At 68.7% G+C, this 13735-nt stretch carries 10 protein-coding genes; 5 read left to right on the forward strand and 5 right to left on the reverse strand.

Features of this window, described 5'->3' with window-relative positions:
• The first annotated feature begins 27 nt into the window (after window positions 1-27).
• Both OG329_RS32530 and OG329_RS32535 read left to right on the forward strand, forming a co-directional pair.
• The gene (locus OG329_RS32530) at window positions 28-1095 is read left to right on the forward strand and encodes a glycoside hydrolase family 5 protein (RefSeq protein WP_405799960.1); all 1068 of its coding nucleotides are present in this window, start codon (window positions 28-30) and stop codon (window positions 1093-1095) included.
• A 143-nt stretch (window positions 1096-1238) separates the two neighbouring features.
• Complete coding sequence (locus OG329_RS32535; protein ID WP_405799961.1) at window positions 1239-2825, forward strand: Na+/H+ antiporter; 1587 nt, start codon at window positions 1239-1241, stop codon at window positions 2823-2825.
• 356 nt (window positions 2826-3181) lie between these two features.
• Here the strand turns inward: OG329_RS32535 and OG329_RS32540 are convergent, their stop codons facing one another.
• Entirely contained in the window at window positions 3182-4327 is a 1146-nt protein-coding gene (locus OG329_RS32540; protein ID WP_405799963.1) for a mechanosensitive ion channel family protein, read from the reverse strand.
• Between the two features lie 44 nt (window positions 4328-4371).
• On the opposite strand from OG329_RS32540, the gene OG329_RS32545 reads away from it, so the two are divergent.
• Window positions 4372-4953 (forward strand): dienelactone hydrolase family protein, encoded by a 582-nt coding sequence (locus tag OG329_RS32545; RefSeq protein ID WP_405799964.1) that lies wholly within the window; start codon window positions 4372-4374, stop codon window positions 4951-4953.
• A 58-nt stretch (window positions 4954-5011) separates the two neighbouring features.
• On the opposite strand, the gene OG329_RS32550 is transcribed toward OG329_RS32545, so the two are convergent.
• From OG329_RS32550 to OG329_RS32560, 3 genes are all read right to left on the reverse strand, one after another.
• Entirely contained in the window at window positions 5012-5827 is an 816-nt protein-coding gene (locus OG329_RS32550) for a DsbA family protein (protein WP_405799966.1), read from the reverse strand.
• A 107-nt stretch (window positions 5828-5934) separates the two neighbouring features.
• The gene (locus OG329_RS32555) at window positions 5935-6627 is read right to left on the reverse strand and encodes a hypothetical protein (protein WP_405799968.1); all 693 of its coding nucleotides are present in this window, start codon (window positions 6625-6627) and stop codon (window positions 5935-5937) included.
• Between the two features lie 117 nt (window positions 6628-6744).
• Window positions 6745-8079: a DUF2252 domain-containing protein gene (locus OG329_RS32560; RefSeq protein ID WP_405799970.1), complete on the reverse strand. Its 1335-nt coding sequence runs from the start codon at window positions 8077-8079 to the stop codon at window positions 6745-6747.
• A 225-nt stretch (window positions 8080-8304) separates the two neighbouring features.
• Here OG329_RS32560 and dnaE point away from each other — a divergent pair, with 225 nt between their 5' ends.
• Window positions 8305-11853: a DNA polymerase III subunit alpha gene (gene dnaE / locus OG329_RS32565; RefSeq protein WP_405799972.1), complete on the forward strand. Its 3549-nt coding sequence runs from the start codon at window positions 8305-8307 to the stop codon at window positions 11851-11853.
• An 82-nt stretch (window positions 11854-11935) separates the two neighbouring features.
• Here the strand turns inward: dnaE and OG329_RS32570 are convergent, their stop codons facing one another.
• Window positions 11936-12121, reverse strand: coding sequence for a hypothetical protein (locus OG329_RS32570; RefSeq protein WP_405799973.1), 186 nt, complete (start codon window positions 12119-12121; stop codon window positions 11936-11938).
• A gap of 236 nt (window positions 12122-12357) precedes the next feature.
• Here OG329_RS32570 and OG329_RS32575 point away from each other — a divergent pair, with 236 nt between their 5' ends.
• Window positions 12358-13656, forward strand: coding sequence for an NYN domain-containing protein (locus tag OG329_RS32575; RefSeq protein WP_405799975.1), 1299 nt, complete (start codon window positions 12358-12360; stop codon window positions 13654-13656).
• Window positions 13657-13735: the final 79 nt, after the last annotated feature.

The following is a 13735-nucleotide window of genomic DNA, read 5'->3' on the forward strand; positions in this document are numbered from 1 at the left end:
ACCCCACCCGAAGGGAGCACCACCCCCATGCCCAAGCACCCCGCCTCCCCCGACCGAGGACGCCGCGGTCGTCGGACCCTCCTCGCGCTCTCCGCGCTCGGCATCGTCACCGCCATGCTGTCCCCGATGAGGGCGGGCGCCACCACCGCCACCACCGGCACCGCGGCACCCGCCGGCGCCGCGTCCCCCATCAGCGACAACGGCCAGCTCAAGGTCTGCGGCACCCGCCTGTGTAACAGCCAGGGCCAGGCCGTGCAGTTGCGCGGCATGAGCACGCACGGCACCCAGTGGTACTCCCAGTGCGTCACCGACGGCTCGCTCGACGTCCTCGCGAACGAGTGGCAGGCCGACGTGCTACGTGTTTCCACATACGTACAGGAGGGCGGTTACGAGACCGACCCGGCACGCTTCACCTCGCTCGCCCAGAAGTTCGTGGACGGCGCGAACAAGCGCGGGATGTACGCGGTGATCGACTGGCACATGCTCAGCCCCGGTGACCCCAACTACAACCTCGAACGGGCGAAGACCTTCTTCACCGCCATGGCGAAGAAGTACAAGGACAGCCCCGGTGTCCTCTACGAGATCGCCAACGAGCCGTCCGACGTGAGCTGGTCGACCGTCAAGTCGTACGCGGAGAAGATCATCCCCGTCATCCGGGCCCAGGACCCCGACGCCGTCGTCCTCGTCGGCACCCGCGCCTGGTCCTCGTTCGGTGTCTCCGACGGCGCCGACGAGAAGGAGGTCGTGAACAACCCCGTCAACGCCTCCAACATCATGTACACCTTCCACTTCTACGCGGCCTCGCACCGTGAGGAGTATCTGGCGGCGCTCGACCGGGCCTCGGACCGACTGCCCGTCTTCGTCACCGAGTTCGGCACCCAGAACTACGCGGGCGAGGGCGCCAACGACTTCGCCCAGTCGCAGCGCTTCCTCGACCTGATGAAGCGCAAGAACATCTCCTGGACCAACTGGAACTACTCCGACGACCACCGCTCCGGAGCCGTCTTCAAGGAAGGCTCCTGCAACGCGGGCAAGTTCTCGGGCACCGGCGTACTCAAGGAGGCCGGAGTCTGGATCCGGGACCGGGTCCGCTAGCGGACCGCCGGTAGCCGGCGAAACGTCTCCTCGCGGTCCGGAAGCGGGCCGCGAGGTGCAGCGCCTCGGTGGGATTCGGGGGTGCCCGTGGCAGGGTTGAGAAGCCTTGATCGTCAGGGCTCACGACTCTCGGAGGGCGCACCGTGGCCCAGTTGGCGCTGCTGCTCGTGCTGTTGCTGGGCGCCGTGGTGACGGTGCCGCTCGGGGAACGGCTCAATCTGCCGTCGCCCGTGCTGATGACCATCCTCGGGGTCGTCATGGCGCTGCTGCCCTTCGTACCGAACATCGACGTGCCGCCGGACTTCATCCTTCCGCTGCTGCTGCCGCCCCTGCTGTACGCGGCCGTACAGCGCACCTCCTGGCGGCAGTTCACCGCCAATCTGCGGCCGATCCTCCTGCTCGCCGTGGCACTGGTCTTCGTCACGATGGCGGCGGTGGCGACCGTGGCCAACGCCGTCGTCCCCGGACTGCCGCTCGCCGCCGCGTTCGTCCTCGGCGCGCTCGTCGCACCGCCCGACCCGGTCGCCGCGACAGCCGTCGCGGGATCCCTGGGGCTGCCGCGGCGGCTCATCTCCATCCTGGAGGGCGAAGGGCTGTTCAACGACGTCACGGCGATCGTGCTCTACCACGTGGCCATCGCCGCGGTGGTCAGCGGCAGCTTCTCGTGGCCGGACGCGGCCGGGGCGCTGGTGCTCTCCGCCGTGGTCGCGCTCGTCGTGGGCGTCGCACTCGGCTGGCTCTCCAACAAGCTCATGGCGCTGCTCGGCGACGCGCCCCTCCAGGTGGGCCTGAGTCTGCTGGTGCCGTTCGTCAGTTACGTCATCGCCGAGGAGCTGTACGGCTCCGGTGTCCTCGCCGTCCTGACCACCGCGCTGTTCCTCGCCGAGCACACGGCCGACGCCGACGACGTGATGGGACGGCTCGCCGGGAACACCTTCTGGGAGGTCGTCGACATCCTCGTCACGGGCATCGCCTTCGGCCTCGTCGGGCTCGAACTGCACAACGCGTTCGGCACCGCGGGCGACCATCTCGGGCAGACGCTCGGCTGGTCGGCGGCGATCATCGGGGTGGTCGTCGGCGTACGGCTGCTGTGGCTGCTGCCCGCGGTGTGGGTCACCAAGCGGCTGCACAAACTCCGGGACTACGACGAGGAGATCCCGATGAGCTGGCGCGAGACCGTCATCATGTGGTGGGCCGGGATGCGCGGGGTCGCCTCGGTCGCGCTGGCGCTGGCCATCCCCCTCAAGACCGACGACGGGGCACCCTTCCCCGGCCGTGAGGAGATCATCTTCATCGCCTTCGCCGTCATCATGACGACGCTCGTCTTCCAGGGGCTCACCCTGCCGTGGCTGGTGAAACGTCTCGGCGTGAGCGCCGATACCGACGCCGAGCGCGGATTCGAACACGAACTGGCCGTGCGCGCCGCCAAGGCGGCCAAGCGCCGCCTCAAGGAGATCCAGGAAGTCGAGGACCTGCCCGAGGAGTTGAGTGAGCGTCTGGCGCGCGGGGCGTTCGACATCGGCGCGAGGATCAGCCCGGACGTCGTGGACGACGAGCGGCGCGACTGGTTCGCCAAGCGCAGCCAACGGGTCAAGACCCTCCAGCGGATCCAGCGCGAGATGATGTCGGCTGCCCGGCACGAGGTGCTGGCGGCGCGCAGCGAACCGAACGCGAACCCGGAGGTCGTGGACCGGGTGCTGAGATATCTGGACGTACGCAGCATGCACTGAGCCGTTTCCCACCTGAGGTAGTTGGCGGTACGGGCTCAGCCCCGCGTGGCCGGGAACCCCGTTGCCACGGACGCCTTTCCGGCGTGGCGGCGTCTCGTGACCCAGCCCGGTCAGGTCGTCGAACGGCACATACGACAGCGCCACGTCCGCCCGGCCGTCGAGTGCGTGATCGGCGTGGTCGGTGGACCCGCCGAACACGATGTCCACCTGGCGGGCGTCGGGCCGGTGGGAGCAGGCGGCCAGGATGCAGATCCGCGTCCCCGCCGGGCTTGATCACCAAGCGCGGCCGGGTCTCCCGCTCGCCCGCTCGACGGGCCTTCTCGACCGCCGCTGCGAGCCGGCCGTCCGGCGGTTCGTCAGCCGCGGCCGGTGCGCGGGTCGCCGTCGGCGTTCTCGGTCACCGCCGGGTCCGGCTCGTGGTGCGCCTCGGAGCGACCCACGGCGCCGTTCCTCCCCTGGGCCGGGAGCTCCGCCGCCTGCGCGGTCGCTATTCGCGGCAGCGCGTACGGATGCTCGTCGGTCAGCCACGCGATCAACTGCTCGCGCACGGCACAGCGCGCCGTCCAGATGTCGTCCGCGTCCTTCGCCGTGACGACGGCCCGCACCTCGATCGTGCTCGGGGTGGTGTCGGTGACGGCCAGAGACCAGTCCCGGCCGTCCCAGGCCGCACAGTCCTGAAGGATCTCGTGCAGCTTCTCGCGCATCAGCCGCACCGGTGCCGTGTGGTCGAGCTGGAGGAAGACCGTGCCGGTCATCTGGACACCGCCGCGCGACCAGTTCTCGAACGGCTTGCTCGTGAAGTACGACACCGGCATTGTGATCCGGCGCTCGTCCCACGTCCGTACCGCCAGGAAGGTGAGCGTCACCTCCTCGACCACACCCCACTCGCCGTCGACCACGACCGTGTCGCCGATCCGCACCATGTCGCCGAAGGCGATCTGGAAGCCGGCGAAGAGATTGCCGAGCGTGGACTGCGCCGCGACGCCGGCGACGATGCCGATGATGCCCGCGGAGGCCAGCATGGACGTGCCGATCGTCCGCATCCCGGGGAACGTGAGCAGGATCGACGCGACCGCCACCACCACGACCACGGCGGTCACGATGCGCATGATCAGCGTCACCTGCGTACGGACCCGGCGCAGCTTCGCGCGGTCGCGGGCCGCTGTCGCGTAGCGGGCGTACGTCGACTCCACGGCGGCCGACACGATGCGCACGATCAGCCAGGCACCGGTGGCGATCAGCACCAGCGTCAGCAGTTGACCGATGCCGGCCTGGTGGTCGTCCACGGCCCACCACCCGGTCTCGTGGTAGGTGGCGCGCAGCAGGGCGGTCAGAAGGACGACCTGGAGCGGCAGCCGGCAGGGGCGCAGCAGGCCCCACAGCGGGGTTTCCGGGTGCCGGGCGTCCGCGCGGCGCAGCGCTAGGTCGACGACCCAGCCGAGCAACAGTGTCAGGACGACCGCGCCACCCAGCACGGTCAGCGGTCGCAGTACGTTCTCCATGGCTCCGGATTCGGACGAGGGGGCCCACCTGGCAGGATGGCCGGATGGACGTCGTTCTCTTTCATTCGGTCTACGGGCTGCGCCCGGCGGTGCACGCGGGGGCCGAACGGCTGCGCGCTGCCGGACACCACGTGCACGTGCCCGACCTTTTCGAGGGCCAAACCGCCGAGACCGCCGAGGAGGGCAGGGCGCTCAAGGACAAGATCGGCGCCGACGAACTGCTCAGGCGCGCCGTCCTCGCCGTGGCGCCGTACTCGGAGCGCGGTCTGGTGTACGCGGGATTCTCCTTTGGAGGATCCGTCGCGCAGACGCTGGCGCTGGGGGACTCGAAGGCCCGCGGGCTGCTGCTGATGCACGGCACGTCGGACATCGCGGCGAACGCGTCGGTGGACGACCTGCCCGTACAACTGCATGTCGCCGACCCGGACGTGTCCGAGCCGCACGACTGGCTGACCGCCTGGTATCTGCGGATGCGGGAGATCGGGGCGGACGTGGAGATCTACCGCTACCAGGGCCCCGGGCATCTCTACACCGACCCGGACCTCCCCGACTACGACGAGCGGGCCGCCGAGCTGACCTGGCGCACCGGGCTGGCCTTCATCGAGTCGCTGGACGACCGGGCGTAGGCATAGGCGTACGGGACGAGGCGGGCCGGTCCGGGGTCACCCGGACCGGCCCGTGCCGTTACGCCGCGAGCGCCTTCGTGATCGCCGCGGTGTACTCCGGGACCGTCTGCGGGGCGTTGTCGCTGCCCTCCGCCGTGATGGTCTTTCCGTCCATCCGGAGCGTCGGGGTGCCCTGCACGCTGCTGCTGTCGAACGTGGCCGACATCTTCATCGCCCAGGCGTCGAACGTCCCGTTCTCGACGTTCTTCTTGAACGCCGCGTTCCCCTTCAACGCGTCGACCTGATCGGCGATTTTGAGCAACGCGCTGTCGTCGGCGAACTTGTCGTCGCTCTCGGAGGGGTGGTTCTGCGCCGAGTAGAGCGCGGTCTTGTACGCCGTGAACGCCTCGGGGCTGACGTCGAGCGCGGCGCCCAGGGCGGACAGCGCGTTCTTCGAGCCCTCGCCGTTGTCCGAGTTGTCGATGAACGTGGCGCCGATGTACTTGATCTTGTACTTGCCCGCGTCGACGTCCTTCTGGATGGTGGCGCCGACCTTCTGCTCGAAGGTCGCGCAGATCGGGCAGCGGGAGTCCTCGTACAGCTCCAGGGTCTTCTTCGCCTCGGGCTTGCCGATGACGACGGTCGTGCCGTTCGGGCCGGAGGTGTTCTTCGGGGCGGTGACGGACTTCGTGTCCTTGGCCGCCTCCCAGTGCGAGGGCTTGTTCGCCTGGACGACGGCGAAGCCGACACCTCCGGCGATCGCCAGGATGGCGACGGTGGATCCGGCGACGACGACCTGGCGGCGGGCCCGGTCCTTCCTCGCCTGCCGCTGGCGCTCCTCGCGCAGCCGCTCGCGGGCGGCGGCCTTGTTGGCGTTGCTGTTGCGTGCGCTCATGGTGGGTCACTCCGTGTGGGGTCGAACGAGACGCGCAGGCGCGGGGGGTTACGGGTGCGCTGCTACGCGGGGACGTACGGCGGCCGGAAGCGGCTGCCGATGGGGCTCTAGGCCGGGAGAAGGGCCGAGCGCGGTGGTCCCCGTCGTCCGACGGAGTGGGCGAACAGGCGCGTACGGGAGGCGCGCGGGAGGCCGGTGGGGCGCGGGACGCGCCGTACGGTACGGCGGACCGTACCGGCCACGGCGACCGCGACCAGCAGCGGCCGGAAGGCGAATCCGGCGATCGCCCGCACGACGCCCGCCAGCGCGGCCTCGCCCCGGCGCAGCCAGAGCGCGGCGAGCAGACCGATCGCGACATGCGCGGCGAGAAGCAGCCACGGGAGCGCGGGATCGGGGGAGCCGAGCAGGGTGGCCGCCGCGCTGTCGGGCGAGGCGACCGACGAGACGCCGGGCAGCGGGGAGCCGAAGCTGCCGCCGCACAGGACGTCGAAGCCGACCGAACGCAGCGATCCCGCGACGGGACCGCCGGCGGGGCCGTAACACACGTTCTGGCCGGTGGTGAAGATCGTGTCCGCTGCCAGTTCCAGCGGGACGAGCAGGGCCGCGATGCGCCAGAAGCCCCGCTCGCGGCCCGCGAGGGCGTACGAGACCGGGAACACCACGGCGCACAGGACGGCGACGACGGACAGCGGCAGTGGCGCCTGCGACAGCAGCACATGGGAGCCGGCGGACAGCGTCACGGCCAGTGCCGTGAACAATGCCGCCCGCAGCGCCCTGAGCCGTGCCGCTGATATGTCCATTGCCGCCGAGTGTGCCATGGGTGCCTGTAAGGGGTCCTTAAGGTCCCTGCGGCCCCGGTCGGATCAGGCCGCTCCGGTCGGATCGGGCCGGGGGCGGGGCGGGCCGGGGCTGTCGGGTCAGTTGCCGGCGAGCCGGCCGTTGCGGAAGAGGTCCACGAAGATCTGGTGGTCCGCGCGGGCCCGCGCCCCGTAGCTGTGGGCGAACTCCACCAGCACCTCGGAGAAGCCCTCCTCATCGGCCGCGATCGCCGCGTCGATGGCCCTCTCCGTGGAGAAGGGCACCAGCGAGTGGCCGCTCTCGTCGTCCGCCGCGCCGTGCATCGTGGCCGTCGCGCGGCCGAGGTCGGCGACGACGGCGGCGATCTCGGCCGGGTCGTCGAGGTCCGACCAGTCGAGATCGACCGCGTACGGGGAGACCTCGGCGACCAACTGGCCCGCGCCGTCCAGCTCGGTCCAGCCGAGCCACGGGTCGGCGTGCGCCTGGAGCGCGCGCTGCGAGATGACCGTGCGATGGCCCTCGTGCTGGAAGTAGCCGCGCACCCGTTCGTCGGTGATGTGCCGGGAGACCGCGGGGGTCTGCGCCTGCTTGAGATAGATCACGACGTCGTTCTCCAGGGCGTCGCTGTTGCCCTCCAGAAGGATGTTGTACGAGGGCAGGCCCGCCGAACCGATGCCGATGCCGCGCCGCCCCACCACGTCCTTCACCCGGTAGGAGTCGGGGCGGGTCAGGCTGGACTCCGGCAGGGTCTCCAGATAGCCGTCGAAGGCCGCCAGGACCTTGTAGCGGGTGGCCGCGTCCAGCTCGATGGAGCCGCCGCCCGGCGAGAAACGGCGCTCGAAGTCACGGATCTCGGTCATCGAGTCGAGCAGCGCGAAACGGGTCAGCGAGCGGGCGTCGCGCAGCGCGTCCAGAAGCGGGCCGTTCGCCGTGTCCAGCGTGAACGGCGGCACCTCGTCGTTCTTCGCGCCCGTGGCGAGCGCGTGGATCCGCTCGCGGTAGGCGGCGGCGTAGATCCGCACCAGCTCGCTGATCTGCTCGTCGCTGAGGGCCTTCGTGTAGCCGATCAGCGCCAGGGAGGCGGCGAGACGCTTGAGGTCCCAGGTGAACGGTCCTACATAAGCCTCGTCGAAGTCGTTGACGTTGAAGATCAGCCGGCCGTTCGCGTCCATGTACGTGCCGAAGTTCTCGGCATGCAGATCGCCGTGGATCCAGACCCGGCCGGTGCGCTCGTCCAGATACGGTCCGCCGTGCTGCTCCCGCTCCAGGTCGTTGTAGAACAGGCAGGCGGTGCCTCGGTAGAAGGCGAAGGCGGAGGCGGCCATCTTGCGGAATTTGACCTGGAACGCCGCCGGGTCGGCGGCGAGCAGCGCACCGAAGGCGGTGCCGAACACGGCGAGGATCTCCTCCCCTCGCTGCTGGTCAGCGGCTTCGACCGGGCGCGGGACCGACATCGGTGGTGCCTCCTGGGGCATGACGAAAAGGGCGGACGGACCGACACGTCACCCACCACGGGATGACGGCGCCGTCAGTACTGGCAACGCACGAAGGTACCGGTGCGTGCCCGTCCGGCGCTGACCGGACGGGCCTCGGATTGTCAGTGGGCGGTCGTAGACTTCGACGCTGTCCCCCCAGGGCAGCCCGTCCGCTCGTCCGCTCGTTTCGCTGGAGGCTCAACCGTGACCAAGCCGCCGTTCACACACCTGCATGTCCACACGCAGTACTCGCTGTTGGACGGCGCGGCGCGGTTGGGAGACATGTTCAAGGCGTGCAACGAGATGGGGATGTCTCATATCGCGATGACGGACCATGGGAATCTCCATGGGGCGTACGACTTCTTCCATCAGGCGAAGAAGGCGGATGTGACGCCGATCATCGGTATCGAGGCGTATGTGGCGCCGGAGTCGCGGCGTAACAAGCGGAAGGTGCAGTGGGGGCAGCCGCATCAGAAGCGTGACGACGTTTCCGGTTCGGGTGGGTATACGCATAAGACGATCTGGGCGGCGAACAAGACGGGGCTGCACAATTTGTTCCGGTTGTCGTCGGACGCGTATGCGGAGGGGTGGCTGACGAAGTGGCCGCGGATGGACCGGGAGACGATCGCGAAGTGGTCGGAGGGTCTGATCGCGTCGACGGGGTGTCCGTCGGGTGAGTTGCAGACGCGGCTGCGGCTGGGGCAGTTCGACGAGGCGGTGCAGGCGGCCTCGGACTATCAGGACATTTTCGGTAAGGACCGGTATTTCCTGGAGTTGATGGATCACGGGATCGAGATCGAGCGGCGGGTGCGGGACGGGTTGCTGGAGGTGGGGAAGAAGCTGGGGATCCCGCCGCTGGTGACGAACGACTCGCATTACACGTATGCGAATGAGGCGACGGCGCATGATGCGCTGTTGTGTATTCAGACGGGTAAGAATCTGTCGGATCCGGACCGGTTCCGGTTCGACGGGACGGGTTATTACCTGAAGTCGACGGACGAGATGTATGCGGTCGATTCGTCGGACGCGTGGCAGGAGGGGTGTGCGAACACGCTCCTGGTGGCGCAGCAGATCGATACGGAGGGCTGGTTCCAGGAGCGGAACCTGATGCCGAAGTTCGACATCCCCGAGGGCTTCACCGAAGTCACCTGGTTCCGCGAGGAGACCATGCGGGGCATGGCCAGGCGATTCCCGAACGGCATCCCGGAAGACCGGCAGAAGCAGGTCGAGTACGAGATGGGCATCATCATCGACATGGGGTTCCCGGGGTACTTCCTGGTCGTCGCGGACTTCATCATGTGGGCCAAGAACAACGGCATCGCCGTCGGCCCCGGCCGAGGCTCCGCGGCCGGCTCGATCGTCTCGTACGCGATGGGCATCACCGACCTCGACCCGATCGAACACGGCCTGATCTTCGAGCGGTTCCTCAACCCCGAGCGCATCTCCATGCCGGATGTCGACATCGACTTCGACGAGCGTCGGCGCGGTGAGGTCATCCGGTATGTGACCGAGAAGTACGGCGCCGACAAGGTCGCCATGATCGGCACCTACGGAAAGATCAAGGCGAAGAACGCCATCAAGGACTCGGCGCGCGTGCTCGGTTACCCGTACGCGATGGGTGACCGGCTCACGAAGGCCATGCCCGCGGACGTCCTCGGCAAGGGCATCGACCTCAACGGCATCACCGACCCCAAGCACCCGCGCTACAGCGAGGCGGGCGAGATCCGGGGGATGTACGAGAACGAGGCGGACGTGAAGAAGGTCATCGACACCGCGAAGGGTGTCGAGGGCCTGGTGCGGCAGATGGGTGTGCACGCGGCCGGCGTGATCATGTCCAGCGAGACGATCACCGACCATGTGCCGGTATGGGTCAGGCACACCGACGGCGTCACGATCACGCAGTGGGACTATCCGCAGTGCGAATCCCTCGGCCTGCTGAAGATGGACTTCCTGGGTCTGCGAAATCTGACCATCATGGATGACGCCGTCAAGATGGTGAAGGCCAACAAGGGCGTCGACCTCGACCTGCTGTCCCTGCCGTTGGACGACCCCACGACGTACGAACTGCTGTGCCGGGGCGACACGCTCGGCGTCTTCCAGTTCGACGGCGGCCCGATGCGTTCGCTGCTGCGGCTGATGAAGCCCGACAACTTCGAGGACATTTCCGCCGTGTCGGCCCTGTACCGGCCGGGCCCGATGGGTATGAACTCGCATACGAACTACGCGCTGCGCAAGAACGGGCAGCAGGAGATCACCCCGATCCACCCGGAGTTGGAGGAGCCTCTCAAGGAGGTCCTCGGTCTCACCCACGGCCTGATCGTGTATCAGGAGCAGGTGCAGAAGGCCGCGCAGATCATCGCCGGTTACTCACTCGGCGAGGCGGACATCCTCCGCCGCGTGATGGGCAAGAAGAAGGCCGACGAACTGGCCAAGAATTTCGTCCTGTTCCAGGCCGGTGCCAAGAAGAACAACTTCTCGGACGAGGCCATCAAGGCGCTGTGGGACGTGCTGGTCCCGTTCGCGGGATACGCGTTCAACAAGGCGCACTCCTCCGCGTACGGCCTTGTCACCTACTGGACCGCCTATCTCAAGGCGAATTACCCCGCCGAGTACATGGCGGCGCTGCTGACCTCGGTGAAGGACGACAAGGACAAGTCGGCGGTCTATCTCAACGAGTGCCGTCGGATGGGCATCAAGGTGCTGCCGCCGAACGTGAACGAGTCGGTGGCGAATTTCGCCGCGCAGGGCGACGACGTGATCCTGTTCGGACTGACGGCGGTCCGCAACGTCGGTACGAACGTGGTGGATTCGATCATCCGCTCGCGCAAGGCGAAGGGGAAGTACGCCACGTTCCCCGACTTCCTCGACAAGGTCGAGGCGGTCGTCTGCAACAAGCGCACCGTCGAATCACTCATCAAGGCGGGCGCCTTCGACGAGATGGGCCACACCCGTAAGGGGCTGGTCGCCCACCACGAGCCGATGATCGACAACGTCGTGCAGGTCAAGCGCAAGGAGGCGGAGGGGCAGTTCGACCTCTTCGGCGGCATGGGCGACGGTGACGACGACGCCTCCTCCGAGCCGGGCTTCGGGCTGGACGTGGAATTCTCCGACATCGAGTGGGACAAGTCGTATCTGCTCGCGCAGGAACGCGAAATGCTCGGTCTGTACGTCTCCGACCACCCGCTTTTCGGTATCGAGCACGTGCTGTCCGACAAGTCCGACGCGGCCATCTCCCAGCTCACCGGGGGTGAGCATGCGGACGGCGCCGTGGTGACGATCGGCGGCATCATCTCCGGGCTCCAGCGCAAGATGACGAAGCAGGGCAACGCGTGGGCGATCGCCACCGTGGAGGACCTGGCGGGCTCGATCGAGTGCATGTTCTTCCCGGCGACGTATCAACTGGTCTCCACCCAACTGGTCGAGGACACCGTCGTGTTCGTCAAGGGCCGGCTCGACAAGCGCGAGGACATTCCGCGCCTCGTCGCGATGGAACTCCAGGTCCCCGACCTGTCGTCCGCCGGGACCAACGCCCCGGTCACCATCACCATCCCCACCGTGAAGCTGACCCCGCCCATGGTCAGCAGGCTCGGCGAGATCCTCAGCCACCACCGGGGCAACTCCGAGGTACGGATCAAACTCCAGGGCGCGCGCAAGACCACGGTCCTGCGGCTCGACCGGCACCGGGTCCAGCCCGACCCGGCGCTGTTCGGTGACTTGAAGGTGCTGCTCGGCCCGTCCTGTCTGGCGGGATAGGACCGTTCGCGTAGCACGTCACAGCAGAGGGGCACGCCCGGATTTCCGGGCGTGCCCCTCTCGTCATCCGCGACCGGCCGCGTCAGTTGTGGCCGAAACGCTTCTGGCGGCCCTTGTGGGCGACGTCGGACGGTGTGACCTGGTCCCGTATCTGCTCGGCCTTGGCCTCCGAGGAAGACGTCGAGGAGGACGAGGACTGCTCGCCGCCACGCTCGGCGGGCGAACGGTCCTGATGCTTGCCGCGGTCACGGTTCTTGTTCTTGGCCATGGTGCTGCCTCCTGAAGGATGTTGGGGCCAGGGCCGCGATCAGATTCACATATGCCGTGACTCACCGCATTTTGGATCATTGCAGAGCGTAACGGACCATAGTTACGGTGCTCCTGGGGGTAGCCGAGAGGCATACGCCACGCCGATGATCCAGTTCCGGCCGTTAAGCCTGTGACGGTCGGGCAGACTCGAAGGAAACCCGTAGTAACTTCCGATCCCGACGTTCCCGAAAGAGGGTGGAACACGTGGACCGCTGCGTCGTCCTGGTGGACGCCGGTTATCTGCTGGGCGCCGCCGCGAGCCTCCTCGCCGGAGAACCGGCCCGCTCCCGCATCACCGTCGACCACGCCGCCCTCATCCAGGGTCTGCGCGAGCGCGCCGAGGCCGATACGGAGCGCCCGCTGCTCCGTATCTACTGGTTCGACGGCGCGCCCGACCGCGTACCGCAGCCCGAGCACCGACGGTTGCGCGTCATGTCGCGTGTCACCGTCCGCCTCGGCGCGCTGACCCGCAGCGACGGGCGCTGGGCGCAGAAGGGCGTCGACGCGGCGATGCACGCCGAGCTCACGGAGTTGGCCAGAAATCGCGCCTGTTCGGATGTGGTACTGGTGACCGGTGACGGCGATCTGCTGCCGGGTCTGATGTCCGCCAAGGAACACGGCGTCGCCGTGCATCTGTGGGCGGTGCAGGCGGCGGACGGCGACTACAACCAGTCCGAGGATCTGGTCGCCGAGGCCGACGAACGCCGGGTGCTCGACCGGGCCTGGATCACCAAGGCCGTACGCGCCAAGGACTTCGGCGGGGTCTGCGCGCCGCCGCCGGCGCCCCGCCCCGAGATCGCGGCCATCCTCTCCGCGCCGCTGCCCGAGTCGGCACTCGCCGCGTCCGCCGAGCGGGCGGCCGAGGCACAGGCCACGTCCGCGCGCAACGGCACGGCGCCGCCGGTCACGGAGCACGGGCCGGGACGCGCCCCGGAGCACGAGCACGGCCCCGAGGCCGCGCATCCCGTGCCCGCCGGCGGCAAGGGCGTCCCCACCCCCAAGGACCTGGCCGCCCTGCGCGCGCCCGGACCGCACGCGCCGCCGCACCCGCCCCCGCCGGCGAACGCGACGCTGCGCTGGTCGTCCGACCGGGGCTGGGTCGAGCGCGCGGGCGGCGGAGGCCAGCTCGGGGAGTCGCCGGAGACCGCGTCGCTTCCCACGCTCGCGCAGCTCACCAGCGCGGAGCAGCGCTGGGCGGACCGCGAGGAGGACATCACGACGGTCGGCGGCGACCCCTTCGAGGTCGGCCAGGTGTTCGCCCGGCGCTGGATGGAGCGGCTGCCGGAGGCGAGTCATGTGCAGAAACTGTCCACGATGTATCCGCGGATCCCGCACCGTATCGACGGCGAGGTGCTGCGGTACGCGGCCCGCTTCGGGCTGCTGGCGCACAAGGACGACCAGATCGACGAGCACGACCGGTACGCGATCCGGGCGGGTTTCTGGCGCGAGATCGACGTGCGGGCGGCGGCGGACCGGCCGGCGGCGGGGGAGTAGCGCCGCGGCCGGGTCACGCCGCGGCCGGGCCCCGTCGCGCCCCGGCCCGGCTCCGGTCGGGCCTCCGCCGGCCCCGGTG

The sequence above is a fragment of the Streptomyces sp. NBC_01506 genome, assembly GCF_045040295.1.
Lineage (GTDB): Bacteria > Actinomycetota > Actinomycetes > Streptomycetales > Streptomycetaceae > Streptomyces.